General features: G+C 52.3%; 28 protein-coding genes. 26 read left to right on the top strand and 2 right to left on the bottom strand.

The window, feature by feature from the left end; genetic code table 11:
• Positions 1-221: 221 nt before the first annotated feature.
• From Pla110_RS21335 to Pla110_RS21410, 16 genes are all read left to right on the top strand, one after another.
• Positions 222-731, top strand: a complete 510-nt coding sequence (locus Pla110_RS21335) for a hypothetical protein (RefSeq protein WP_144999051.1) — start codon at positions 222-224, stop codon at positions 729-731.
• 4 nt (positions 732-735) lie between these two features.
• A complete protein-coding gene (locus Pla110_RS21340; protein ID WP_197440375.1) occupies positions 736-2,670 on the top strand; it encodes a terminase gpA endonuclease subunit in 1,935 nt (644 codons plus the stop codon).
• Positions 2,671-2,677: 7 nt separating this feature from the next.
• Positions 2,678-2,944 (top strand): hypothetical protein, encoded by a 267-nt coding sequence (locus Pla110_RS21345; protein WP_144999055.1) that lies wholly within the window; start codon positions 2,678-2,680, stop codon positions 2,942-2,944.
• An 86-nt stretch (positions 2,945-3,030) separates the two neighbouring features.
• On the top strand, positions 3,031-3,327 hold the full coding sequence (locus Pla110_RS21350) for a hypothetical protein (protein ID WP_144999058.1): 297 nt from the start codon (positions 3,031-3,033) through the stop codon (positions 3,325-3,327).
• A gap of 3 nt (positions 3,328-3,330) precedes the next feature.
• Positions 3,331-4,884, top strand: a complete 1,554-nt coding sequence (locus Pla110_RS21355; protein ID WP_144999060.1) for a phage portal protein — start codon at positions 3,331-3,333, stop codon at positions 4,882-4,884.
• Entirely contained in the window at positions 4,844-6,214 is a 1,371-nt protein-coding gene (sppA, locus tag Pla110_RS21360) for a signal peptide peptidase SppA (protein WP_144999062.1), read from the top strand. The genes Pla110_RS21355 and sppA overlap by 41 nt, the downstream gene beginning before the upstream one ends.
• A gap of 74 nt (positions 6,215-6,288) precedes the next feature.
• Positions 6,289-6,675, top strand: a complete 387-nt coding sequence (locus Pla110_RS21365; RefSeq protein ID WP_144999064.1) for a capsid cement protein — start codon at positions 6,289-6,291, stop codon at positions 6,673-6,675.
• 70 nt (positions 6,676-6,745) lie between these two features.
• Positions 6,746-7,708 carry a hypothetical protein gene (locus Pla110_RS21370; protein ID WP_144999066.1) on the top strand — a complete coding sequence of 321 codons (963 nt, stop codon included), beginning with the start codon at positions 6,746-6,748 and terminating at the stop codon, positions 7,706-7,708.
• Between the two features lie 101 nt (positions 7,709-7,809).
• Positions 7,810-8,226, top strand: a complete 417-nt coding sequence (locus Pla110_RS21375) for a hypothetical protein (RefSeq protein ID WP_144999068.1) — start codon at positions 7,810-7,812, stop codon at positions 8,224-8,226.
• A gap of 14 nt (positions 8,227-8,240) precedes the next feature.
• Positions 8,241-8,597 carry a hypothetical protein gene (locus Pla110_RS21380; protein ID WP_144999070.1) on the top strand — a complete coding sequence of 119 codons (357 nt, stop codon included), beginning with the start codon at positions 8,241-8,243 and terminating at the stop codon, positions 8,595-8,597.
• Complete coding sequence (locus Pla110_RS21385) at positions 8,594-9,109, top strand: hypothetical protein (RefSeq protein ID WP_144999072.1); 516 nt, start codon at positions 8,594-8,596, stop codon at positions 9,107-9,109. Before Pla110_RS21380 ends, Pla110_RS21385 begins: the two co-directional genes overlap by 4 nt.
• Positions 9,110-9,111: 2 nt before the next feature.
• Positions 9,112-9,591 carry a hypothetical protein gene (locus tag Pla110_RS21390; protein WP_144999074.1) on the top strand — a complete coding sequence of 160 codons (480 nt, stop codon included), beginning with the start codon at positions 9,112-9,114 and terminating at the stop codon, positions 9,589-9,591.
• On the top strand, positions 9,588-10,511 hold the full coding sequence (locus tag Pla110_RS21395) for a hypothetical protein (protein WP_144999076.1): 924 nt from the start codon (positions 9,588-9,590) through the stop codon (positions 10,509-10,511). The genes Pla110_RS21390 and Pla110_RS21395 overlap by 4 nt, the downstream gene beginning before the upstream one ends.
• Positions 10,512-10,521: 10 nt before the next feature.
• Complete coding sequence (locus Pla110_RS21400) at positions 10,522-10,722, top strand: hypothetical protein (RefSeq protein ID WP_144999078.1); 201 nt, start codon at positions 10,522-10,524, stop codon at positions 10,720-10,722.
• 4 nt (positions 10,723-10,726) lie between these two features.
• Entirely contained in the window at positions 10,727-11,542 is an 816-nt protein-coding gene (locus Pla110_RS21405; RefSeq protein ID WP_144999080.1) for a hypothetical protein, read from the top strand.
• An 85-nt stretch (positions 11,543-11,627) separates the two neighbouring features.
• Entirely contained in the window at positions 11,628-13,172 is a 1,545-nt protein-coding gene (locus Pla110_RS21410) for a phage tail tape measure protein (protein ID WP_144999083.1), read from the top strand.
• Here the strand turns inward: Pla110_RS21410 and Pla110_RS21415 are convergent.
• Entirely contained in the window at positions 13,169-13,528 is a 360-nt protein-coding gene (locus tag Pla110_RS21415; protein WP_197440376.1) for a hypothetical protein, read from the bottom strand. The two genes, Pla110_RS21410 and Pla110_RS21415, sit on opposite strands and share 4 nt — an antisense overlap.
• Positions 13,529-13,532: 4 nt before the next feature.
• Between Pla110_RS21415 and Pla110_RS21420 the strand changes: the two genes are divergently transcribed.
• From Pla110_RS21420 to Pla110_RS21465, 10 genes are all read left to right on the top strand, one after another.
• Positions 13,533-13,964 (top strand): hypothetical protein, encoded by a 432-nt coding sequence (locus Pla110_RS21420; RefSeq protein WP_197440377.1) that lies wholly within the window; start codon positions 13,533-13,535, stop codon positions 13,962-13,964.
• A 15-nt stretch (positions 13,965-13,979) separates the two neighbouring features.
• Positions 13,980-14,471 (top strand): hypothetical protein, encoded by a 492-nt coding sequence (locus tag Pla110_RS21425; protein ID WP_144999089.1) that lies wholly within the window; start codon positions 13,980-13,982, stop codon positions 14,469-14,471.
• Positions 14,472-14,480: 9 nt separating this feature from the next.
• Positions 14,481-16,673: a hypothetical protein gene (locus tag Pla110_RS21430; protein ID WP_144999091.1), complete on the top strand. Its 2,193-nt coding sequence runs from the start codon at positions 14,481-14,483 to the stop codon at positions 16,671-16,673.
• Positions 16,670-16,999 carry a hypothetical protein gene (locus Pla110_RS21435; protein ID WP_144999093.1) on the top strand — a complete coding sequence of 110 codons (330 nt, stop codon included), beginning with the start codon at positions 16,670-16,672 and terminating at the stop codon, positions 16,997-16,999. Before Pla110_RS21430 ends, Pla110_RS21435 begins: the two co-directional genes overlap by 4 nt.
• Positions 16,999-18,867 carry a hypothetical protein gene (locus Pla110_RS21440; RefSeq protein WP_144999095.1) on the top strand — a complete coding sequence of 623 codons (1,869 nt, stop codon included), beginning with the start codon at positions 16,999-17,001 and terminating at the stop codon, positions 18,865-18,867. Before Pla110_RS21435 ends, Pla110_RS21440 begins: the two co-directional genes overlap by 1 nt.
• 487 nt (positions 18,868-19,354) lie before the next feature.
• A complete protein-coding gene (locus Pla110_RS21445; RefSeq protein ID WP_144999097.1) occupies positions 19,355-20,638 on the top strand; it encodes a hypothetical protein in 1,284 nt (427 codons plus the stop codon).
• 187 nt (positions 20,639-20,825) lie between these two features.
• Positions 20,826-21,140 carry a hypothetical protein gene (locus Pla110_RS21450; protein ID WP_144999099.1) on the top strand — a complete coding sequence of 105 codons (315 nt, stop codon included), beginning with the start codon at positions 20,826-20,828 and terminating at the stop codon, positions 21,138-21,140.
• 80 nt (positions 21,141-21,220) lie between these two features.
• Complete coding sequence (locus tag Pla110_RS22790; protein ID WP_197440378.1) at positions 21,221-21,601, top strand: toxin-antitoxin system HicB family antitoxin; 381 nt, start codon at positions 21,221-21,223, stop codon at positions 21,599-21,601.
• 130 nt (positions 21,602-21,731) lie between these two features.
• Entirely contained in the window at positions 21,732-22,550 is an 819-nt protein-coding gene (locus tag Pla110_RS21460; protein WP_144999101.1) for a DUF3560 domain-containing protein, read from the top strand.
• Between the two features lie 273 nt (positions 22,551-22,823).
• On the top strand, positions 22,824-23,762 hold the full coding sequence (locus tag Pla110_RS21465; protein ID WP_144999103.1) for a hypothetical protein: 939 nt from the start codon (positions 22,824-22,826) through the stop codon (positions 23,760-23,762).
• Between the two features lie 243 nt (positions 23,763-24,005).
• On the opposite strand, the gene Pla110_RS21470 is transcribed toward Pla110_RS21465, so the two are convergent.
• Positions 24,006-24,362 (bottom strand): thermonuclease family protein, encoded by a 357-nt coding sequence (locus Pla110_RS21470; RefSeq protein WP_144999105.1) that lies wholly within the window; start codon positions 24,360-24,362, stop codon positions 24,006-24,008.
• Between the last annotated feature and the right edge of the window lie 275 nt (positions 24,363-24,637).

The raw sequence follows: 24,637 nt of genomic DNA on the forward strand, positions 1-24,637 counted from the left end.
ACCTGGAGGGGTCGGGAGCGGGTCCTTTGGGGGCCAAAATACCCGGCGGAGTCCGACTCACTCCGGGTTTTTTGTCCAAATGGGGGGTGAAAGGGTGGTTCTTCTTCCTCCTTGGGAGGGGGTGGTTTTGAGGGTTTCAGGAGGGGTGTGACATTGCTGCTGGAAAAGCGAAAACGGCCAAAGGGAAGAGTGCCAGACGGAGTCCGGAGGAGAAGCCTTTTGTGGTTCCTCGGCTGGATGATGTCGCTAACTTTGCCGGGGTGTCGAAGCGGACGGTACAGGAATGGATTGCCCGGGGATGCCCTGGTCGACCGAAACATTACGACCTTTCCGAAATGGTGCAGTGGGCTCGCGAACATGTGTGGGTGCCTCGGCGGACGGCGGCGAAAACGTTTGAAGAAGATGGTGACCCCCTGTTGTCTGATGGTGGGACGGGTTCGGTCTGGCTGGAAAAGTATCGTCACGAAAAGACACTTGAGGTCCGGGCGAAACGTCTTCGAGATATGGGCGAACTGGTGGCGACCAGTGAGATACAGGATGGATTGAACGTGCTCAGTAATGTCATTCGCCAGGCGGGTGAATTACTGCAGCGGACTCATGGCGAAGAAGCCTATGAGATTCTGGAAGAAGCGATAATCGAATTCGAGACACAGGCAGAGGAATTATTCGGTGATAGCGACCGGGCGGCGAAACTCATTCATGGCACCGAGGACGAAGACGCCCTGGTTTAGGCAGTTGTCCCAGCGGTCCCGTGCGCCCCGCCTGCGGCCGATGGGCCAGTTCGCGGAAGAAGAGATCGTGATTCCCGATGGCCCTTACGCCGGACGGCGGTTCAGCTGCAATCGACAACCCTTCAGTCGACTCTGGTTTGATGCGGTGGACTCGGGGAAGTGGCGACGGCTGGCGGCGACAGGCCCTCAGCAATCCGGGAAGACACTCGACTGCTTTATCATTCCGATTCTCTGGCACCTGTTTGAATTCAAAGAGACAGTGCTGTGTGGCGTGACGTCGATGGCGATGGCCAAAGAGAAATGGGAGATTGATATCCTGCCCGTTATCCGGCGGTCGCGTTATCGGGACCTATTGCCACGTTCGGGGAAAGGATCCCGGGGTGGTCAGGTCGACATGATTCAGTTCGAACATGGGCCGGTCCTGAAGTTCGTGACTGGGGGTGGTGATGATAAATCTCGATCCCACTTTACGAGTCGGGTGCTGGTGGTGACCGAAGTCGATGGACTGGATGAATCAGGTGCGACCAGTCGTGAAGCTTCCAAGCTCAAGCAGATGGAGGGGCGAACATCGGCCTATGATGACCGGGCCCGGATTTACCTGGAGTGTACTGTTTCGACAGCAGAGGGAGCGATCTGGCAGGAGTACCAGCGAGGAACCCAATCACGCATTGTGATGCCCTGCCCTCACTGTCATGCGTGGGTCACTCCTGAACGTGATGACCTGGTGGGATGGCATGAGGCGGAACACGAACACGCGGCCAAGCAGTCGACGCAGTTCAGTTGTCCTGAGTGCGGAGAATGCTGGACCGAAGAAGAACGAGCCCAGGCGAATCAGGAATGCCGACTCCTGCATCGGGGTCAGTCCCTCAATGAGGAGGGAGAGATCGAAGGAGAGCTCCCCCCGACCGACACGCTCGGCTTTCGCTGGAACGCGGCGAACAATCTCTTTGTTTCCGCCGGTACGGTCGGGGCGCGAGAGTGGCGTGGGTCGAATCAGCTTAACGCCGATGAGGCAGACAAGGAGCTGTGCCAATGGGTTTGGGCGATTCCGCCGAAGCCCTTATCGGAAATCCTGAACCCGATTGAAGAGTCGGTCCTGCGGGGGAAAGTGATCTCGCTGCAGAAACTGTTTACTCCACCGGAAACGACGATGGTGACGGTCGGGCTCGACATCGGCAAATACTTCCTGCATTACGTGGCCATGGCCCTCACCAGTGGGGGGAGATTCCACATTGTCGACTACAACGAGATCAAAGTGCGGCACGAAGGGAAACTCTACAAGGACGCCCTCCCCGAAGCATTGAATCACTTCAAAACAGAGACGGTGGATTTAGGCTGGGTCAACGCGGATGGACAGCCGATCTACGCCGACCGCATCTGGATCGACTCGGGTTACTGGGAATCGACCGACCTGGTCTATCAGTTCTGCCGCGACCAGGGGGCCCGCTGGCAACCCATGAAAGGCTACGGTTTTGCTCAGGAGACCAAGCAACAATACAACCAGCCGAAATCGACCGGAGCGACGGTCTCCTACATTGGTACCAACTATCACCGCAGCTGGTTATCTAAGAAACGAACGCACCTGATGGAGGTGAACTCCGACTTCTGGAAAAGCCGGTTCTGGCAACACATTCTGACCGATCCCCGTAACCCGGGCTCACTCACGATCTGTGATGGAACCGTGCAGGACCATCGGTATCTTTTCAAACATTTGATGGCGGAAGAAGAACGGGTCGAATTCATTCCTGGCAAAGGGGAGAAGAAAGTCTGGATCCAGCGAGGCCGGAACAATCACTACCTCGACGCAGGATACATTGCGACGGTCGCGATGGATTACAACGAACATTGTCGCCAGGTACAGATTGCGGCGCCTCCACCTCAAACAACCTCTCCATTGCTTAATCCCTACGGACAAGCGTTTTCTATTCTCGATCGATAAGGACTTGATGATGACGGAAGTATCAAATTACGAACTGGCAGAACTGACGATTCCCGTTTCCCCGGAAGCTAATCAAAACAAGTATCTGTCCCGACATGTGGACGTGCAGGTCAAGACTCCGGAACAACGACGGGCCTTGCGGCAACTCATCGACGGACTTGATGCATCGGGCGAACGATTGAAGTCTGGCCGTCGGGTGCAGTCGGGTGCGGATGCGTTTCGGTGGATTCTGGAGAACATTTCCATGCCAAACGCGAACAAAATCGATGCGTAAACGGGGTTACGGTCGATACGGAAGATACGGGTCCGGAACCCTGAAATAATTCTTCAAATGTTTGGCGAGAGCGACATACTGCGACCATGTCGACTCTCACATCAGCCAGCACGTACGCGGAAGTCATTGCCGCTTACAAGGACAACGCCTCCTACGCGGAAGACAATTCCGTGACGAAGGCCCGCGCGTTTATTACGGCGTGTCGGTTTCTGCTGCTGATGATGCCGGGCCGTTCTGCCAAGGGGCGACAACAGGAGATTGAGTTCACCCAGAACCTGCAAGCAATCAAGGCCGAACAGAAACAGGCCTCGAACTGGATGCAGGCCCGGGCGTCCGCCAATAGCCAGTACCACTACGCCGACTTATCTGATTTCCGGAATTAATTCGTGGTCGCATCCAGCCAGTATCGTTCGCTCTTCTCCGCCGCTCAGGCGTTTGATGAACTGCGCTCGGATTACGACATGGTGCGATCTACCCGGTTTCAGCGTCGTCGTACTGGAGTCTCTGGAGTAGGCCGGAATGCCGACTTCCACTATCGATCTGAGTCTGAATATCTCCGTATGACGGAGATTGCCCGCGACATTGCCCGCAATGATCCTGTCGTCGGGCAGGGAATCCGGCGACTGACAAACAACGTCATCCAGAACGGGTTCAAAGTGGATCCGCAAACGGGCGACAAAGAAGCGGATAAGATCCTCAAAGAGGCGTGGGAGAAGTGGGCCGGCAATCGAGCCTCCTGTCACGCGGCCCGCAAGTTTACCTTTCGCGAGATTGAACGAATCGGTTTTCAGCATATCGTCACCGATGGTGATTCGATTTGCCTTCCTCTGGATACGGGCAAGCTGGAGACGATTGAGAATCATCGATTGCGAACTCCTCATCGAACACAGCGCCCTGTCGTGCATGGGATCATGCTGGATGAAATGGGAGGACCGACCGAATACTGGCTGACAAAAGACAATCATTCTCCGTACCAGAACATTCAGAAGGTGAGCGATATTAAACGATATCCTGCCTTCGATGAACATGATCAGCCTCAAGTCTATCACCTGCACTACCCGAATCGGTTTACCCAAAACCGGGGCGTCACGGCCCTGGCTCCGATTGGCAATATTGCCGGGATGCATGACGACGTGCAGTTTGCCAAGCTGGTTCAGCAACAGATTGCGAGTTGCTTTGCGATCCTGCGGGAACGGGGGCCCGAATACGAATACGCGGAAGGTCAGACGACTCCAGTCACGGATGCCGATGGCCGGACCATGGCGAAGTTTGCTCCCGGGATGGAGTTTATTGGAGCCAAGGGGGAGACGCTCAAAGGGTTCTCTCCCGACATTCCGAGCCCAACATTCTTTGACCATGCTCACATGCTGCTAACTTTCATCGCAATCAACCTTGATCTGCCGGTGATGCTGTTGCTGCTCGACCCGAGTCAGACCAACTTCAGCGGCTGGCGTGGGGCGATGGATCAGGCGAAGCTCGGTTTCAAAGCGTTCCAGCAAGGGTACAGCGAGCGACTGCATACCCCCGCTTATCTCTGGAAAGTGACTCACTTCCTGCAGGAGAACCCCAGACTCCAGCAACTGGCGATGAAGCAGGGAGTCAACATTTTCGGACACTCCTGGTACTTCCCCTCCTGGCCTTACATCGAACCGGTGAAGGACACCACGGCGAACAAACTGCGGGTCGAATCCTTTCAGGCCAACACACGCGGACTGCTGGCCGAGCGTGGTGTTGATTACGACGAGTTTGTCGTTGAACGAATCGAAGACAATGCGAACTTCCTCTCTCTGGCGATTCAACGCGCCAAAGAACTATCCGAGGAACATGGGGTCGACGTCGACTATCACGAATTACTCAATATCCCTGCCCCTCAGAACGTAAAGGTCGTGGTTAACGAAAATGGAAACGAACAACCTGCCAGCGATAAGCCCACTGACTGATCTGAACGTGCCTCACATGGACCAATACTTCGGTGTCTGGGTCATGAAAGAGGATGTTCTGAAGCAGGCGGTGAATCGTGCCAATGGAATGAATCTGAAGGTGCATGTGGAGAGTGCCCGTGGTGAGCAGGCTGCCGAGCCGAATGCGGCTGTGCGTTCTGACTTTCCAGTTCACAAAGGGGGAATTGCCCAAGTCACGATCAGTGGCACCATGATGAAGTTTTCCAGTTCCATGTCTTCCAGTACTTCGACCGTGCGGGCGCGTCGACAAATCCGAGCTGCCGCTAATGATGAGGAAGTCCAGGCCATCCTGTTATCGATTGACTCTCCTGGGGGAACGGTCTCGGGAACCAAGGATCTGGCAGACGACATTGCCGCTGCCGCGAAACGAAAACCGGTCTACGCCTTCATTGAGGACCTGGGAGCCTCTGCTGCTTACTGGGTAGCGAGCCAAGCCACCAAGGTTTATTCGAATGAAACGGCCCTGGTGGGATCGATTGGCGTCTTCTCCACGATTTACGACTACTCCAAGCAGGCGGAAGAGCTGGGAATCAAAGTTCATGTTGTTCGAGCGGGCCAGCACAAAGGGGCTGGTGTTCCGGGAACGGAAGTGACTGAAGAACAGCTGGCCGAATGGCAGAGCATTGTAGACACCTATTACGACCATTTTGTGAATGCCGTCGCGACCGGCCGGGCGATGAACGCCAGTCAGGCTCGCCAGTTGGCAGATGGAAGAGTGCACATCGGCAAGGCGGCCCATGATCTGGGACTGACGGACGGTGTGCGAACCTATGACGAAGTTTTGGCCGAAATGCGTAGCGGGGGTGGTTCCCGACGAGCACAGGCCGCGGATACGACTCAGAAGGAATCGAAACCGATGAGTAAATCAACTGACACGAACGAAACGACGGCTACTGCGGCCAGCGTGAAAGAGTTGCGTGCGGCCTGCCCCAAAGCAGACGAAAAGTTTCTGCTGGAACAGCTCGAGCAAAACGCCACTCTCGAAGCGGCTCAGCAGAACTACATCCAGCATCTGGAAGCGAGCCATGAAACATTGGCAACCGAAAACCAGACCCTGAAAGCGGAAAAGGAAGAGCAGGAAAAAGAAGCTGCGAAATCCAAAGACGCCAAGACGGGAGTGGGAGCCCTGGGTAACGGGAAGGCGAGTGCGGCGGGTGACGACGATGGGGACCCGGCGGCAGCCTGGAAAGCGGCGATTAATGAGAACGTCGCCAAAGGAATGTCTCGTGAGCGTGCCACCATGGAGGCGAATCGCCAGAACCCTGGGTTACGTGAAGCGATGTTAGCGGCGGCTTCGAGCAGCAAATAACGGCTGACGTAACTGGTCGCGTTCCAATTCATATGTGAATCAAATTTCAAAAACCATTTTAGGAGATAGTCACCATGACTGTTTCAGGAAACAACAACGGCAACTTGCAGACATTTACCGCTGGTGGTGCTATTCCCAAACATGCACGGGTGAAACTTTCTTCCGGCAAGCTGGCTGTAGCAGGAATCGCGGATCGTGATATCGGATTTGCGGAGGTCGAAGCTTTTGCTGACGGCGACAAGATCGCTGTGCGATTGCGGTCTGCTTCAGGCATTCAGAATGCTATCGCCGCAGAAGCCTTGGCGGAAGGAGCGGACGTTTACACTGCCGCCTCCGGAAAGGTGGCAGACACCGCCGCAAGTACCGCCTTCCTGCGTGGAACCGCTCTGGCACCTGCAACCGCAGATGGCGACATCATTCCGATTCTGCCCTATTCCCCTGTGGGTGAAGCAAACTCCTGATCTCGTGATCTGAGGTTCGTCCACTTCGTTTCAAAGCAATCCGTTAATTATTTATTAAGGAGTTGGAGCTATGCCCAGCCCGTCTACAGCAGAAGCAACCCCCCGGCCTGACCTGGCGGGCTCGCTGATGGAATTTGACCTGGCCGCCAACAACGCTGGCGCTGCTGGAACAAAAGTGTTTCCGGTGTTGCCTGTCGGCAAAAAGTCGGCAGCTTTCAAAAAGATTCCCCTGAAACAGTTGTTGCAGTCTCAGGAAACGTCTCGCACTTCGCGTGCAAATTATAACCGTGGTGATTTCACCTACACCAAGGACCAGTACAGCTGTGAAGAAAACGGCTGGGAGGAACCGGTCGACGAAGATGAAGCCGAAATTGTTGGCGATTACTTTGATGCCGAAGTCGTCGCAGCACAGCGAGCCCAGAGCTTTATTGTCCGCAACCAGGACAAGCGAGTTGCTGACCTGCTGTTCAACGCGACCACTTTCACCAGCCAGAAAACGGCAGCAACTCAGACGTTTGACACCAAAGCGAGTGCGACTCCCATTGCGGATATCAAAGCGGCGTCCCTGGCTGTTCGTGATCAGTGCGGCTTGATGGCAAACACAGTCATCATTCCCTATGTGACACTGACGCATATGTTGGAGACCGACGAAGTTGTCGAGCGTCTGAAATTCAGTGGTCATACCGACCCGAAGAATATTCAGGTCTCGGCACTCGCTGCTCTGTTCAATCTCAGCAACATCGTTGTGCCGGGAATGATTCAGAATACAGCAAACGTTGGACAAGCGGAAAGCCTGTCTGATGTCTGGTCCTCTTCCTATGTGATGGTTTGTCGAACGGCGACGTCGATGGACATCAAGGAACCCTGTATTGGCCGCACCTTCCAATGGCGTGGAGCGGGCGGCGAATACGGAACCATCATGGAAAGCTACTGGGAAAACCAGACTCGCTCAACCGTGGTTCGTTGTCGCCAGGATACCCACGAGAAGATGCTGATTCAGGAAGCTGGTCACCTGATTACCGGGGCGATGTAAGACACCTGAGACCTGCCTGTGTCGATGGTTGTGTGCCCGGGCTCCTGAGGGGGCCTGGGCTATTTTCTAAAACAACTTAACCCCAGAAATGAGGTGATCTAATGCGTGTCTTTGAATGGGGTGACCTTCACCAGATCGATTCCAAAGAAGTCATGGCGGCAATTGAAACGGTGGGTGGCGAGAGTAAACAACACCCGAACGCCAATCTGGACGAAGCTGATATTCCGTTGCTGGAAAAACATTTTGGGATCGATGGCAAAACCGTCACTCCATCACCGACTCCGCCCAACGAGAAGGCAACGGCACCACCACAGAAAAATGCCCCTCCTGCGACAAAGGCTGTTGATAAATCGGACTTTATCACCCATGACATCGTGCTCAAACAGCAAATGAACTTGGGGAAACACAAACTTCCCAAAGGTGCGAAGATTGCTGAAATCACGATGCGAGCTGATGTGGACATCTACTTCCTTGGTGACGCCCTGCACTTCAATAAAGCGGGAATCGCGCCTGAGTAACCACTGAGTGAACCATGATTGATCACGACGAACTCTTCCTCGAACTCGGTTTTCCGGCTCTCTCCGAGCATATGGGGGCGTCGGTCACTTACCACTATGTTGACGGCGGTTCGGCAACAGCAACGGCAGTGATCGGCGAGGAAGAGGGAGAGAATCGGCAAGGTCAGTATCACGAGACAGTCGAACAAGTCCTGCACTGTGTGTTTCAGCGAGCGGACTTGCGGGAACTGCTGCAGCAAGGGGACTACCTGGACTATGACAGACGTCGCTGGTCATTCGTCAAAGTGGTTGATCGAACCAGCACGGTGTTAACTATTCAATTCAAAGCGAGCGACATTCGCCAGACAGGAATGCGGACGAAGGGATTATGAGTACCACCGACCTGACAGGACCATTCGCCATTGCCGTCGCCAAGCTGCGACGCATGCTGTCGTTGTCGACAACGTTTCAGCTGGCGCGTGGGGTGGTCAATGAGCAGGATGCTCTCTCGTTTATTCATACCCGCGATTATCGCATGAATCCGGAACGTCCTCTGGGGATTGTGCATCCGGGTTCGACGTTTGGTTATCAGAAGGTTTCCGGCGGGGCTCAGTATCAGCTGCAACCGCATGGAGTGGTGGAGCTCTATCTTTCCATCGATGTTCCGGCGGAGTATCAGAACGACGAAATCCAGGCGGACCTGTTCGCCGCAGACTACTTCTCCAACATCATCACCGACATTGCGGCACTTTCGGCGGCGGAAGATCCGGAAAGCGACACATCCCATCTGGACATCACCAATGCGGACCTGTCGTTCTATGCGTGTACCGACAAAGAGGACTGGCCCACGATTGGTCAGTTCTACTTCGCCTACATCCTCTTTCAGTGGGGGGGCGAAGGATGATTGTGTTCAACTTCCAAGTTTCACGAAAAGGGATCGCCCGAAAGTCGTACAACCGGTCTTTCCGGGAAGAGTTCAAAAACACGCTGCTGTATGCGGTTCAGTATTGGCACGAGAAGATTCTGCCACGTCACTTTTACGTTTCAGCTCATGGAAAATACCGACATCAGCGGCGTGATGCGGAGTGGGTGCAGAACAAGCGGAAAAAAGGCCGGGGGCAGGGAAAGTTCATCGACCTGTTGTTCAAAGGCACGGCACGGCGATGGTTGACCCATAACCCTCAGTATTCGGCAACTTCCCGGCTGGGCAAAGTCAAGATGGAGGCCCCGCCCTACTTTGTGAAACCCAACGAGAAAAACCCAGGCAGCCAACCTGACAAAGTGGCCGAACTCAAACTGATCACTCGGGATGAGCGACAGGAGATGGCAAAACGGATTCATAAGCACCTCATTCGGCAAATCAAACAAGCGGAGAAAAAGAGATGACAATCAGTCGTTTAGACCTCGTGGAATTCCCCGGTCCAGTTTACGTCAAACAGATTACGAACCAGGACTGGAGCTCGGGCATTCAAAGCATGATGGGGTACTCCGGAGGCTCGATTGTGCCGACGTTCGGTGCCCATGAAATGCAGATTCCGGAAGTTACTTTCACGACAACACAACTGGCCACGCTGCTCGGGTTTACCGGCCCGCGAGGGGTCGCGTTCGCCTCGGCAGTGAATACCTACCAGAAACTGGCAGGAACCGTCGGGAACGTGGCCCGGCTGACGGCGTCTCACCAGCGAGCCCAGATGACTGCCGGACTGGTCTATCTTCGTAGTCTGGAATTGAACAATCAGAATTCCGGTACTGCTGAAGTGGCGATTGTCTCCGTGTACGACGGGTCGAATGATCCGATTGTGATTACGGGATCGGTTGCCCTGCCGACATCGATAGAGGACACCGAACATTTCCGATCCGGGCCGGTTTACATCAACGGAAGTTCGGTCGCCGATGTGACGCGCGTGCGGTACGAAACGGGGATCGAAATCTATACCCAGAATGATGGCGATTCGATCTGGCCCGATTTGATTGCGATCGAGAAGTTTGAACCCACGATCACGATTGAATCGACGGCCGTGTCGGCCTTTGCCGGGACAGGGATCGATGGTCTGGCCCTTAACGGCAGTACCGGGGTCATTGCCTACGGTCGTAAGCGAACCAACAACCAGGCGGGAGGTGTGGCCTTTGTCAGTGGCGCGACGGGCCAGCACATCAGTCTGGCCGGCCTGAATGGTCGCTATTTTGTTTCCGATCTCAGTGGCAACGGTGCCACGCCGATCAACACCTCGATTCGCTGTGAGCTGACAGGGACGGATGACGAAGACTCCATCGTTACGGTCAGCACCACAGCGACACTCCCGTAACAGGTCCAGAATGATGACAGAGAAAACCGAAGCAGAATTATTCGAAGAGCAGGTCCAGCGGCGAGCGGAGGACAGGCACCTGACTTTGAAACAGGCTCGGGAACAATTGCGGCAGGAAGCGGAGCAGGACGCGATTCAGGCGACCCTGAAAGCGGCTCATGGTTCCAAAGCAAAACCGGAAGCGAAACCGAAAACAGCCAGAAAGAAATAACCTGATGGCAGGATTCATGTACTACTTTCCCGGCCTCAGTCGGGATCAATTACAGTCAGCTCCTGAGTTGATGCAAGAGCGAGGCGTCGACCGGGCGTTACGGGATCTGTATGCCGATTGGAAACCGACCCACAACGTCATTCTGATCGAACCTCCGAAAGGGCCTGACGGGGGTCGGGGAACTTGGGTGTATGCCTTGCCTCCTTCGGGAGACGTGCCCCGCTCGACCGGCTACAACGCCGACACTCAGCAGTGGGTGGACTGTGGTGGGTACTGGCTGGGGATTGATGTGGAGTTACGACCCACGCCAGAGGAACTACAGAAACCGGACGTTATTCACGGATATCGTTACGTGCTGGGGGATGGGCTGGAATGGGAATGCCCGGTGGTGCGCGAGCGGCTGCTGCACCATCATCTGCCGTCCTCTTACGGGTATGACCATCAGGCGAAAGACTGGGTCCAGCAGATCGATTCCGATTACCTGGGATTGTGGGAGCGGACCGCCGGGTGGGTAGACCTGTTGTTCAACGGAGATGATTATTCCGACGTGCAGTTGATGGAGGACTGCTGCGATTTACTGAGCCTGAATTACCGGGTGCATCGGGATGAAATTACGTTGCTCGGATTACTCACGTCGAAAACGTCGTCGGATATTTTCCAGGCGGCGGTGGATGGTCCGTGGTGGAAAGCGTGTTTAGAGGATCCGCAAAAAAAAAGCGAACTCGTGGCCTTGTTCGCTGGGGTGAGTTCCTTCAATGGAGACGAGGGCAACATGACCGATACAACCCCAGTCGGGCCGATTACGTCCTCATCGGATTAGGGGTGGGAGAACCTTCGCCGGTGGCGGTGGTGGGGATTCCAACCCGGTAAGTTTTGTTTGATTCCTTTGTTCTACGGTGTTTCTCATGGCAGATGTCACTCTTCAAGTCGCAGGCGATTCTGAAAAGGCCCAGCAGGAGCTGGTGAACCTGGAGAAGAAACTCGTCAAGATGACGAGCAAGCTGCAGGCGATGGGGAAGAAGTCGCAGAAAGTGTCGCAGGAGAGCAAATCGGGTTTCCACCAGATGGGGAAGTCGATCCAGCAGACGGGAATGCGGCTGTTTGCCCTGGAGAAGGGATATAACATCGCGGTCCGGGGCGCGACCAAGCTACTGGAGACTCACAAGAAAATTACGGCAGAGCGGAATGAAATTGGTAAGCGGGTTGGACAGGAAGACCTGAAGCTGCAGATTCAAGCGGGGTTAACTCGCGACGAGGTGAAGCAGCGGTTCCCACAAATGCGGGCAGCAACGATGCTGACACCGTCAGTTAGTAATGTGGAGGAAATGTTTCAGGTCCAGACTCAATTGCACAGTTCTGGATTTCGCCCAGAAGACCTGGAAAGTGGTCGAGCCCTGCTGGCGGCACTCAACTTGAAAGCAGCAACGAACCAATTCGGCGAGAGTATGGGGGACGTGAAGGAAGTCATCCTATCGATTTCTCAGTTTCGTAAAGGGATGGGGGATGCCTCCCCTTCGGCCGCCTCCATCGAATCGACTGGGGGAAAGCTGACGCAGTTGTTTGAAGGGTCGGACATTCAGTTCCCGCACCTGGGAGAACTGGCGAACGTTGCTGCAGCACTTAAGGGACTCAATATTGACGAGAATCAACAACTCGCTTCGTTCTCGGCCCTGGTAGATGTGATGGGACCTGCTGAATCCAAGACCGGTTTACGACAAGTGGCGTCACGATTGCGGGGAGCTTCGGAGTCTGAAAAGAAAGTCGCCGCTTTGGAATCATTGAACCTGAAGCCGGAAGACGTCGATCTGATCGGCGAAAGTTTCATTACGGCATTGGAGCGACTACAGGCGGCCGCGTCGAAAGTAGACGAGAAGACTCGGAGTAGTGCACTTCTCAATCTTTTTGATGAACGGGGACAGGTCGCGGCCAGCACGCTGCTGGGTCAATTACCGGTGGTTCAACAGCGAATGAAGATACTCGAGGGAGGGGCATACGAACGCAACATTCAACTGTTCCGTGGTTCCCCGTATGCCTACGGCAAGCGAATGGAATTACGAAAAGATTTGGCACAATATGACCGCGTTGCTCAAGGGGGTGGTTTAACCAACGAGATGATGCGAGAGCGGATGCGGGCTCGGGTGGCGGAGCGTTCGGCACAGCGTCCGCATACTCTCAAGGGGGCAGCGGCCAACACATTTGATCGGGGAGTGAATGAAAGTATCTACTCCATCGGCGAGATTTTTACCGGGAGTCAACCCTCGGAAACAACAGGAATCCCTGTGAGTAACGTTTCTCCCGCTGCAGGGATTCCTGCACAGGACATCAATTTATTGCTCAAAGAGATGAAGGAGGGAAACAGTTTGTCGCGAGAAATGCTGGATGAACTGAAGCGCAAACAGCAAGAGATGTCACCAACTCCGATTAACAGAAATGCTCATGTAGAACGTTAAGCGTCACGGCGTTGTTGCCGTTGTTCCTTTAGTTTTTGTTTCTTGCGTTCGACCAGTATTGTCTGACGATTTTGTCGGTGGATCGTCTCCTGCCGGCAGTGAAACCGAATATCCTGAAGGCAGTTTCCGTATTGCCCGGCCATGATCAATGCGACCCCAATAACAAAATTAATTTCATTCCCGAACCCGTAGATACCTGGAATTTGCACGAAGAAGCTGACGACCACCGTTAGTAATCCAATCAGAATCACCATGACATTCACGAATTTCCAGCAACTAAACGCGAGCCCCTGTTCTTCTTTTTTGAAATCTTCCAGATTAAACAAATCATCATCAATGTAATCAGCTGAAGTCATTTCCATGCCTGTATTAAATTCACTAGGACCATTTCAGTTTTACCGGTTCCACAGTACTGCTTCGGAATTCGGGAGTCCAGAGAAATTGCACGCGCACAAGGAATTCATTCAGGTGCCGGGATTCAACGGAACGGCGACTCGCCTGCTGGGAATCAAAGGAAAGCCGTTCGAGATGGTCAGCGAGGTGGATTGTGGATCTCTCGGGCAGGCGGCGGAACTTTATGGCCTTTATACACAACTGGAGGCTCAGGGGACGCAATCGCTGGTCTGGCGGAACATCGACTATTCCTATTTCAACGTGCGATACGAAGTGATTGAAGTCCTGAACCCTGATATCCAACCTCTGCGTAATAAGGTCGGGGGGCTGCTGGGAGGCCAGTCGCATTGTTATTACCTCCGATCCATGTGGCGACTGGTGCCGATCGCGATCAATTAAATAGAAAGTAAACTGATGTCTGTTTCTATCAATCCCATTATCAGTATGACGGCGCAGGAAACACTCGATACGGGTGTGGCGGCGGCCAGTAATCCGGCGATCACGCACAGTGGATTCAATCTGAATTCGAGTTCTCTGAATGCGAACACGACTCCGCCGGTGACGACCGCCTCGTACCAGAAATACACGCTCGACGGATCAGGCGACGCTACGATTGACCTGACCGCTTTGCTCGGGGTGGCGAATGAATCTCAGGACGCGACCGGCCTGAAGGTGCAGACGGTGATCGTCAAGAACCCGGCGGGGAATGCGACCTTGACGATCTCTCCGGGGGCGTCCAATCCCTACCCGCTCAACGGCACGGGGAACGATATCGAAGTTCCTGCGGGTTCGACATTCGGTTTGTATTTCGCCGACACACTGGCCGACGTGGCCGCTTCGGTCAAAGAGATCGATATCGCGGGTGGGGCTGCGGAAACCTTTCAACTTGGAATTTGTTTGGGGTAATCGACACCGATGGCGGAACAACCTGTCTTCTCCTACAAGGTCTATCTCTCGTCGCAGTTCGGCGGTAACTGGACGTATTACCCGAGCGTGTTCATCGACACGATGCGGCTGCAGGCGGGCCCCTCGGTCGACGAGGTGATCCTGCGACACCGTTACGGCACCTTTACCAGCCAGATCGGTCAGGCGGCGGGTGTGGTGGCTTACCTGCCGATGGAGCGACAGTACGTCAAAATCGAACTGACCGGGCCGGAAGAATCCCCGGGTGTCACTCCCTACCCATTTCAAACGTGGTACGGGTTCATTGAACTGGAAGAGCGGGAAATTTTCTTCGACCGCAGTGGTCAACCGACGGGCGACCAGGTCATTCGGGCCTATGGCCTGCTGCGACTGCTTGAGCTGAACTTCATCCGCAAAGCCCATTACGTCGATTCAGAGGGGACTGAGCAGATTATCCGGCGGGGAATTACGTTCAACTCGGCTGAACATAGTACCTATCCTCAGCGGGGGAACATGGCGGATCAGCGAGCGGGCAATAACGACGGATATTTATTCAGCCATAAAGCGTACGGAGCGAGCCGCTGGAAGGCCTCAGATGCAGTCCGGTACTTATTACAGATTCATGCCCCGAGGGCTCAGGTGGGCGAAGTGGGGTACTGGGAGCTGACGGGAAACACCCCTGCCCTGGACTGGTACGACATTACCGTGCCGACCGACGGGCGGAGCGTGAAATCGGTGCTGGATGATTTGATCGACCGGCGACGGATGGTGGGGTACACGCTGAATGCCAGCGAGTCTTCTGGCAACATGACTGTTCAACTGGAAGTCTTCACCTTCAATGAAGAGACGATTCAGCTTCCCCCGACTTACCAGGTCTTTCCGAACGAAAACACGATTGAGCTTGATCTGGGAAATGATCCGCGTATCGCCTCGGCAACATTGACGAACAACTTTGCCCACGTGGTCGATGAGGTCGTTGCGCGTGGCTCTCTTGTGACGAGTACGTTTTCGATCTGGTACACCGGAGAAGGCGACCCGAGTGAAGCGGAGATGCTCAAGAATGGCTGGGTGGACGATGATGAGGTGAACTACAAAAAAGCAGCCACAGAAACGGCTGGCTATGGTGATCTGGAGATCGAAGAAAAAGAAGAGCTGAACACGATTGCCCGCAGTCGTGACGCGGTGCGGGATGTCTTTTCCCGATTCGTGATGGATGACCAGTGGGAACTCGATGGGCTGATTGTGCCTGACGAGCAGGCAAGTCCCTCGGCCTATTATCATGTGGCAGTGGTAACCGATGCCTGGGAGTACATGGATAACGATGACATTTCCTCGGCGGTGACCTCCGGCACGTTTGCCCCACTGCGAACCCGGATTTCGGACAAGCGATTTCTGGATACGTTGCCAGTTCCCATCGAGTCAGATCAGGACGTGTTCGACATTACGTTTCGGGAGCCCTTCACCGTCTTTCGCCAGACCGATGAGGTCGACAGTTCTGATATCTGGGAGATGGGGGAATACCTCGCCGCGAATGCCGATACCGGTGGAGAACGAACACGGCAATTTTCCGTTACGACCCAGATGTTGTCGGATGCCCTGGGGATCCGCTTACAGGTCTCGGCCGCTGGAGGCCAGCACCTGATTCGTCGTTCGGAAGCGGACAGCATTATCGCTGAACTCAACGGAGCCGAAACTCCGCTCAGCCTGGATGCGACTCTGAAGGAGGTCGGGGCTGTTGATTACGAGGATTCGATCACGACCGTCGCGATGGAGTGGGATTTGCATTTAGAAGCGGTTGTCGGGACCGAAGCAACATCGTCGTCGGGCGTGCATTCACGCACAATGATCATCGACGTGCCTGATGCCCGGTTCGATATCCGATTGCCGGGGACGGTCAAGGATGTGAATGAAGACGGGTCACTGGAGCTGGATGAGAATGGATCGATTCTGCGCGATGACCGGGAACGGGTCGAACAGATTGCAAAAGCGGCCGCTCAGTGGTACGGGACCAAACGACAAGCCTTACGGATCGTTCACCGGGGACACGCGAACCACCTGGAACTGGGCCACCTGGTAACCTCGATCGGGGCGAGTTACCCGGACAGCTCGGCCATGAGTGTGGTGACGTCCATCGTACATGACTGGCAGAACGGGAATTCGAAAACAACCGTGGAGACGAGTTACGGGGAGCTGGATGTCGTATGAAAACCTTGGCAGAACTCGAGCAGATGATCATGATGCAGGCGAACGAAATCCGCCTGTTGAAACGACGGTTGGAACGGATGGGGCGACACCCGATTACAGGGGGCTTGCGGCTGTGTAAAACGACTGAGGCAGGATCAAAAGGGGATCCTGTCACCGTAGAATGGTACGAAGGTGATCTGGGCACCGAAACAACCACTGAGAAAGAGGGGACGCCGTGGTTGCGATTGGCCGATATTGATGACGATGTCTGGGCGTATGCTGGCCGGGTGAATGGGCGATTGGAAATCATCAACGCTGAATGCGGCGGAGAAGAGGAGGAAGCATAATGGTTGGATTCAGCTGGCCTTGTGGGTGCTGTGGAGAAAGCACTGTGGAAATGCTGGTAGTCGGTCATTCGCGAGCGGAAATTTTTACAGTAGCCACCGAAGAGGATGAGTCTGTTTCACTAGGCACGGGCAATGTCACTCGACTGAACCCCTCTTATCCATTTCAGCGACTTTGGACGTACAACCTGGGGTACTGGAACGAAACTTCTTACTGGAAAGTGCCACGCAGTATTCAGTTTGACACTTACGGAAATGTCTATATCGGGTGGTACGTGCCGATGAAGGCTTCCGTGGTTAGTAACATTGAATCAAAGCGAGACTCTACGTATCACCAATACGGTGCAGGTGGAACAATCGGCGGCGTCATAAAATTGAGTCGTGCTGGCGTGTACCAATGGGAAATCGATTTCGGCAAGCCCTGGTTTTATGACAACGGGAAAACAGACGCGGAGAACTACAAGGAAGTCACCGCCGAACAATGGGACGGGGCCGGTGTATGCCGGGGACCGAGTGACCTGATGTACTGGTTTGGGACAATGAATGAGAACGGCAATTCGTTGTTTCAATTCGATGTCGACGGAGTAACCACGAAAGCCTACTCTCAGTCAGAACTGTTTGATATGTCCGTGCGACCTTATTACGCGGAATTGGACGACCCTGCCTATATGCCGACCTACACTTCTCTTTCCGCAGTCAGCCTGCAGGTGGACGGGGATGGCTATCTTTGGTTGGAGACAGACAAGCAGCAGTTCACCTCTCGATCCGAACCAGACGGAACGCTCGACTATTTGTACCACGAAACCTACGAGGATTTCCGCGTCACTGAAGGCGGAGGGTTTACCGATCGTGACTCCATGACGCTCAACTGGTACACCTACAATAAAATGATGCAGGCTGACCACGGAATCCACGTAAGCCAGAGCACAGGATATAACCGATTCGGAGACGGCCTGCCGATCATCTTCAATCATCACGCCTTAGTTAATTCGACAAGCAATGCCTGGTTCGATCCGTCCGCAGATGTAGGTTCATATTCGTGGAACACGCCCACCTACATCAAAATGAATGACGTGCATTACCATATGTATAAACCATCAGGGATATTCCAGTCAGCAAATCCTGAGTGGACTGAGCCCTTCCCCTACGCCTGGATTTCGTCCGGACATCCTGATCATGAACCCCAGCACACCTACGAAAATTATTACTGGCCGGAAGATGAATCAGGGCCTCTGCCTGCCTACTGGTATCATCCGGGGGCGAGCGAAAGCACCTTCGGGAATCCGTACGTGCGATACTACAATCCTGACGGTCATGCCCTGTCCGACGACTTTGGGTTTGTTTACCCGGTAAGCAATGGCTGGTCGTTTTCACGCGAGCATTGTGGATACATAGACCACAACAACACACTTTACCTGTTTTCCCGAAAGACCTCCTACAGGCTTCCACTCGGCAATCTGGCGATAGCCAGTGGAGAATTGGGGCAAACGTCGATTTTCAATATCCACACTCGCACCCTTGAAAACGACGATCATGAACTCGGCTGGAGTCCGGATAACCGCTGTGTCACGCTGACCACGACGAACGATTACCTATTCGTGGGAACGGCCTATGCCGTAACGACCAGCGACTATTACCGACCACCGGGCGATCCGGATCGGGATGGAGGAATCAACCCCACAACCATTGTTGCTGACAGCACGTTTAATCTGATTGTGCTCGACCGTTACGACCCCAATAGCCTTATTGCAAGACTCCAGCTGGGAAGCGTATCGAACGCTTCTTACGTTTCTAAGACCGGGACAGAAGATACAGGAACAATCCTGTATTGCATGAAGGGATATCGCGCTCTCGATGGGGAGCCTGAATAATGACGCCTTGCCAGTGCGACGAGCCTGGATACTGTGAAGTCCACCAGCGAGAGATGCCTTCAGGCCGTTTTCGGCAGTGTAAGAACGAGCCCGGTCAGTTTGAGCTGTTTCAGGTCACGCTGAAAAAACTCGGCCCGAGATCGAAACGTTTGACAGGGTTGGGAGATATTGTCGAACGAGTGATTGAAAAATCCGGGGTGGGAAAGCTGGCGAAAGGGTGTAAGGGGTGCCAGAAACGGAAACATAGACTGAACGAACTGGTGCCGTTCAAGGAGTAGTGATTGATGTTGATGAGGGAGCTGCAAAATAAAACGACTTTGAAATTAAAGAGATTTGTCTCTTTAGACTATGGTAGAGTGCATGATTCTTTGTGAATATTTCTAAGCAGTGCAATTGCAGCACTCATTCTGTTGTTTTTCCAGAACAACTATAGATAATAGAATTCTTATCTCAGTCAGTATCTATTTCATATTTGACGGATGCCAAGATGAACTCTCCTCAAACTGCGACTCCATCCAGCCCAGATCTTAGTCCCTATGATTCTAGTAATGGGAATCGGTTTTCTGACCACCACCCAATGATGGAAAAGATAAAGGACATTCAAGAAACTGTCCATAATCACGATAAAAACTTTACAAAATACGATTCATGGAAACAGGGTTTTTTATTTTCTTTACCTGTAATCGCATCAATTTTTTGGATACTGTTTTCGTCTATTACAGGTTCAGTCGAAAAAAACGGTATCAGCCTAGAATCCATGAAGGATAGGCTAAGCAAAGATATCATTGATTCTGAAAAAGCCACCTCCAAAGACATTAGTGCTGAAATCCGAATTGTAAGCAGTAAAATTGAGCAAGCTGTTGTCGTTGCAAATAATAACGCTGGTGACATTAAAGCGTTGACTCAAAACGTCCAGATACTTAAGCATCAACTAGACCTCGCACAATACTCACAATTCCCTAACGATACCGACGAATTATTCAATCAAGGCACAAGGCAAACTGGATACACAGTTTCGAAGAAGCCCAGCTTAGATAAGGAATTCGATCTCAGCGAATCCTCATTTGTAATAGATGGTGTGGAATACGATGGGGCTGTTTTTGTAACGGGCACTCCATCAGGGGAAGAAAAGGAAGTAGCTGACTTTTGTGCTGTAGTGTCCGTATTTGATTTCAAGAATCAAAAAGTTGCAACGCTAAACCCCTATGCTCCTTTAATTCAATTCGCAACATATTACGGTCCAGTAGAGGCCCCTGCCCCGCCAGCTGATTTAGACTTTCGCCCAGCAGCCCCTGCCAAACCACGCGAAGCACCAGCACCTCCTGCTGGAAAACTAGAACCCAATGAGGACCCGAGGTTTCGACCAGTCTCTCAAAGAGATAAACCTGGTATTCAGGATCTTGCTCGTATCTTTGATATGCAAACGAAAGGGCTTCGCAAGATATTTCGAAACACTGTAGCCCTAGATCAAATAAACGACGAAATGCTTCGGCAGCTTCCCGAAGACATTGATCGTTCCAAGAGTTATCTCATCAGGAAGATTCCCATTGATTTCCCTGAAAGGTTCTACGATTTTCAATACAGTATCAATAAGCAGTATGAAAATAGAATTTACACAGAGTTCAGGCAAATGTTTGACTCACAAAACTTCAATTCATTTGTGCCTTTACTTTATTACTACCCTCAATACTATGCTTCATGTTCAGTGCCAGAAGATCCATTTGGAACCATTGGTAGGAACGATAGCCGAAAACCAACTCTAGTTCATTAAAATCTTTGCAGAGTTACAGACTTTTGCATTGAGTCGCACCTCCAAAAAAAGACCCGCTTTCGAGCGGGTCTTTTTTTGTTTCCAGATTCTTCTGATTTTCTTTTCTTTTCCTGTTGACCAGTAGTACTACAGGTGATACTATATCCCTGTTGAGATTAACAACTACTTTTCGAAAGGAAAACGACTCATGAAGTTTATCACCCTCCTCCCCAAAGCATACAACGATGGCTCTGAGGTTTCTCCTCAGACTGTCGAGGAAATCGTCGAGGCGGTTTCCTTCCAGTTCGGTGGTTGCACCGTGGCTGGTGATGCTAAAGGGGCCTGGGTCCACGAGGGAAACCTCTACCGGGACGAAACGATCGTCCTGATCTGCCACTGCGACAACAGCCGTTACACGGAAGCCCGTGACGCTGTTATCGCTATCGGCCGGAAGCTGAACCAACTCGAAATGTACTTCGAGGTTCAGGACTTCGACGGAGCTGAAAACCTCAAGGTTGAATAAACCTGACCCCGCTGAGAGGCGGGGGTTTTCCCCTCGCCTCTCTTTTTTTCTACCACCATCAACACGAGGAATTCGGATACATGCCTAAGCAAATGCCATTCGAAAAACGATGCAAAGAAGCCCTGAAGTCTGTCGAAAGTTTTGCCAAGACAGCGAACAACTGGGGAGAGATTCATAACATGTTCCTGGGAATCGGGGGCAAAATGTTCGAGTTCTTCCCAGAGGCTTCCGAGCGAACCAAGTTTTCCGGAACAGAAGAATATAAACAAATCAAACAGATCATGAGTGACGCCCCGGAAGGGGTGCCCGACATGCCCCGAGATCAGGTCAGCGGCAAGTTTGTCGTACGACTTCCGGTCTCTCTTCATGCGGCCCTGGTTCGGGAAGCAAAAGAAGAAGGGGTCAGTCTGAATCAGTTGTGTGAAGTCAAGCTGGCTGTCCAGCTGCGGGCTGTGGTATAGTTTTCATGCCGCAACCGGCGAACCCTTTTCCTTTCGAAAAGATGGTTAATCTCAACAACGTCGGTTGCGGCTTTTTTTGCGCAACCGCTATCCATCGATCAATAGCGAATACCGAAAGGGGTTGTGCATAATGAACAACTACGAAGAACGAAAACAACGACGAATTGACCGCCTCAACGAAAGAGCGGAGAAGAAAAAACAGGACTCCATCAATTCCTGGGACCGGGCTCACGACCTGGCCAGCGTGATTCCATTTGGTCAGCCGATCCACATTGGCCACCACTCCGAAAAACGCGATCGGGCTCACCGCAAGCGAATTGAGCAGGCTTCCCGCAAAGGGTATGAACTGAGCAAAGAAGCGGACGAACTTCAGCGACGTGCCGACGCCGCGAAGGGCAATCACGCAATCTCTTCTCAGGACCCGGAGGCCGTCCAGAAATTGCGCCAGAAGCTGGCGAAATGCGAATCCGATCAAGAGACCTGGAAACTCTGGAACCGGCTCTACCGCAAGCACAAGGGAGACCTGGCGAAGCTGGAAGCCGAATTGACTGCGGAAGAATTCGACCAGATTGTGAAGCGAGTCGCGTTCCGGAAACATCACTGGCCTGGTGTGGAAGTGAAAAAGCCGGTCGAGTCGTATGAACTCAGCAACAACAATGCGGAGATCAAACGACTGAAGGAACGTATTGCCAAGCTGGAGAAACGAGCGGAACGGACAGCCCGGCCGCCGCGATTCATCGGCGATATTGAGATTCTCGACAACCTTGAATACCACAAGGTCGAAGTGCACTTCGCTGGGAAACCGAGAGAAGAGATCCGGAGCTTCCTTAAGTCACGCGGGTTCCGCTGGACCCCTTCGGCAGAGGCTTGGACGCGGACTATTGATAGTCGGACGGAATGGGCTATTGAGGGGCTGCGGGAGTTGGTGGGGAAGAATATAAGTGACTAGAAATAAACTACCAATTAGTTTAGATACGCCTAAATATTCACTGGCCAGAACCGAGTGTGGTCCCAAAAGACTTCACTCGGTTTTCCTTGAAAAACCTCAGCTAAGACAAAAGTGTTGAATCTATCGCCTGTTTTTAATTGCCAATTATTGGTTATAATTTTCGAACTCAAAGTAGAAACGGTTCATCCTCTAATTCTCTATTAGCTCCTCTGCAATCAGATCGCTCAGACTATGTGGGTTGGCATACTTCATTTTCTTTTTCTTACGAACCCATTGGCGAAAATCGTACGTCACAAAATAGCAGAAACCGTAGTCCCAACTATTGTTGGACTTTACTTTTTAATCTTGGACGTGTGGGGAGATGAATTCGATTTCATAAAAGATAACCTAGAGGACCACAAAAAAGTATTTTTTATCCTAGTATCATTTACAGTCGCGCTCTTGTTCTATCGAGGGGTTGGAGATTTTCTGGACAGCAAACGTATCGATGATATGTTGAAACTCTTTTCGTCTCTCTTCTTTTCAATCGAGAATATTATAGGCGTAAAGAAAAGTCGTTTTAGCGAAACGATAGCCACCTTGGATTCAGTTGATGATACATTCGAACGAATAACACACCCCAAAAAACAGATCAAGGCAATAATTTCTCAAGCAAATCGGCATTTTGTTGAAATACTACAACTTAAAAGGGATGCCTTCGATTTCACGATCATGAGAAAGAACCCAATAACAGATGATTGGTATTACCTTTTGAGTGACAAGGCTTGGCAGCACACGGAGCCAAGTATATTATTAGAACAAAACTCATCGGCTGCTCACTGCCTCAGGACTGGAGAAAAGCTCTTCCTTCCAGATAAAAAATTCGCAGCGAAGAATGGCGAGTACTACTTGAGTGAAAGAGATAAGCGAAATGACTGTTTAGGCAGTGTTTTTTGTAAGTCATACAATATCAAGACCCCAACTGGTAAAGAACAATTCATTGTCACAATCACCACTTACGGAGTTTCTTTGTGTGGACGCCATGACCGTCGGGTGATAGACTCAGTTGAGTCTATGCTTGGGGAATTCGCTTTAAGAATCGAGCTGGAATTAATACTTTTCTCCCTCAAAGAGTGGCTTAGAACTCAGAAAGAAATTCAAGAAGCCGCTAAAGAAGCTGAAAAAAAAGCCCGAAAAGAGGCTAAGCAACGGCAAAACACGAAAAACGTGTAGTAGACTTGTCGATCTCTAAATACCACAGAACGGTTGAACAATGTCTGAGAACCATCCAATCAAAGATTACGTCTCTCAGCTTTTTTTTAGCAATATTTTTACGCGAAACGCTGATGCATTGAACAATTTCAATAAACATCTGCAAGCTCTTCGCGACGCACAGGGCGAAGAGACCTGCTCATCAACAAAGTCTTTAGGCCCAATTTATCACCCGACTAAAGAAGACCGTGAGCCGTGTGCCCATTAAGGGACCAATTCAGCATACCCCATATCCACCAGCATCTGATTCACGTCATCCACATCCCCACCGGCGTCCTGTAACCACAGCTTTCCCAGGTATCGCCCGTACTTGCCCTGCTTGTCCTTGATCGACTCCAGGACGATCTGCTTGCCCTCAATCAGCTTCCTCAGGAACGCGGTCGCAGCCGGGCCCTGTGGCTTCTCTCGCTGTTCCGGTGCATCAATGCCATAGAGCCGCACCGTGAGCCGGTAACGGATGGAGAACCCGAGATCGACATCCAGTTCGACGGTATCGCCGTCGATCACGCGTACCACCTCGCAGATGTATTTCCACTGAAAACCGTCGATTAATTCTAGCATGGTTTCCCCTGATTCGCTCTAAATCTCGGTCTGTTCAGATGTTGTACAAAAGGTGCGAATGTTCACAGTTTTCGCTTGTGACACTCACGCACGTATACTATCATAAGCGACCGTAAAGAACAGCCCAGAAAGACAGGTTTATGCCCGCGAATTCTCCAGAACATCAACAATTAGGCGGCTTTCGTGAACGCAGCGGAATCAATCTGGAGCTACCGCCTCCGGCCGGTTGTGAAGTCTCTTCCTGTACTCACAACAACTCTACTCCAAGGCCGAAC

Origin of the sequence: Polystyrenella longa (assembly GCF_007750395.1) — a bacterium.
GTDB classification, from domain to species: Bacteria; Planctomycetota; Planctomycetia; order Planctomycetales; family Planctomycetaceae; genus Polystyrenella; species Polystyrenella longa.

Bases quoted from the DNA above. Each gene is read 5' to 3' on its own strand.
- Pla110_RS21345 (WP_144999055.1), top strand. From the start codon at position 2,678: ATGATGACGGAAGTATCAAATTACGAACTGGCAGAACTGACGATTCCC.
- sppA (WP_144999062.1), top strand. From the start codon at position 4,844: ATGGAAACGAACAACCTGCCAGCGATAAGCCCACTGACTGATCTGAAC.
- Pla110_RS22790 (WP_197440378.1), top strand. From the start codon at position 21,221: ATGCCTAAGCAAATGCCATTCGAAAAACGATGCAAAGAAGCCCTGAAG.
- Pla110_RS21445 (WP_144999097.1), top strand. From the start codon at position 19,355: ATGAACTCTCCTCAAACTGCGACTCCATCCAGCCCAGATCTTAGTCCC.
- Pla110_RS21375 (WP_144999068.1), top strand. From the start codon at position 7,810: ATGCGTGTCTTTGAATGGGGTGACCTTCACCAGATCGATTCCAAAGAA.
- Pla110_RS21470 (WP_144999105.1), bottom strand. From the start codon at position 24,362: ATGCTAGAATTAATCGACGGTTTTCAGTGGAAATACATCTGCGAGGTG.
- Pla110_RS21440 (WP_144999095.1), top strand. From the start codon at position 16,999: ATGGTTGGATTCAGCTGGCCTTGTGGGTGCTGTGGAGAAAGCACTGTG.
- Pla110_RS21395 (WP_144999076.1), top strand. From the start codon at position 9,588: ATGACAATCAGTCGTTTAGACCTCGTGGAATTCCCCGGTCCAGTTTAC.
- Pla110_RS21370 (WP_144999066.1), top strand. From the start codon at position 6,746: ATGCCCAGCCCGTCTACAGCAGAAGCAACCCCCCGGCCTGACCTGGCG.
- Pla110_RS21385 (WP_144999072.1), top strand. From the start codon at position 8,594: ATGAGTACCACCGACCTGACAGGACCATTCGCCATTGCCGTCGCCAAG.
- Pla110_RS21420 (WP_197440377.1), top strand. From the start codon at position 13,533: ATGCCTGTATTAAATTCACTAGGACCATTTCAGTTTTACCGGTTCCAC.
- Pla110_RS21380 (WP_144999070.1), top strand. From the start codon at position 8,241: ATGATTGATCACGACGAACTCTTCCTCGAACTCGGTTTTCCGGCTCTC.
- Pla110_RS21425 (WP_144999089.1), top strand. From the start codon at position 13,980: ATGTCTGTTTCTATCAATCCCATTATCAGTATGACGGCGCAGGAAACA.
- Pla110_RS21400 (WP_144999078.1), top strand. From the start codon at position 10,522: ATGATGACAGAGAAAACCGAAGCAGAATTATTCGAAGAGCAGGTCCAG.
- Pla110_RS21405 (WP_144999080.1), top strand. From the start codon at position 10,727: ATGGCAGGATTCATGTACTACTTTCCCGGCCTCAGTCGGGATCAATTA.
- Pla110_RS21415 (WP_197440376.1), bottom strand. From the start codon at position 13,528: ATGACTTCAGCTGATTACATTGATGATGATTTGTTTAATCTGGAAGAT.
- Pla110_RS21365 (WP_144999064.1), top strand. From the start codon at position 6,289: ATGACTGTTTCAGGAAACAACAACGGCAACTTGCAGACATTTACCGCT.
- Pla110_RS21430 (WP_144999091.1), top strand. From the start codon at position 14,481: ATGGCGGAACAACCTGTCTTCTCCTACAAGGTCTATCTCTCGTCGCAG.
- Pla110_RS21450 (WP_144999099.1), top strand. From the start codon at position 20,826: ATGAAGTTTATCACCCTCCTCCCCAAAGCATACAACGATGGCTCTGAG.
- Pla110_RS21460 (WP_144999101.1), top strand. From the start codon at position 21,732: ATGAACAACTACGAAGAACGAAAACAACGACGAATTGACCGCCTCAAC.
- Pla110_RS21410 (WP_144999083.1), top strand. From the start codon at position 11,628: ATGGCAGATGTCACTCTTCAAGTCGCAGGCGATTCTGAAAAGGCCCAG.
- Pla110_RS21435 (WP_144999093.1), top strand. From the start codon at position 16,670: ATGAAAACCTTGGCAGAACTCGAGCAGATGATCATGATGCAGGCGAAC.
- Pla110_RS21350 (WP_144999058.1), top strand. From the start codon at position 3,031: ATGTCGACTCTCACATCAGCCAGCACGTACGCGGAAGTCATTGCCGCT.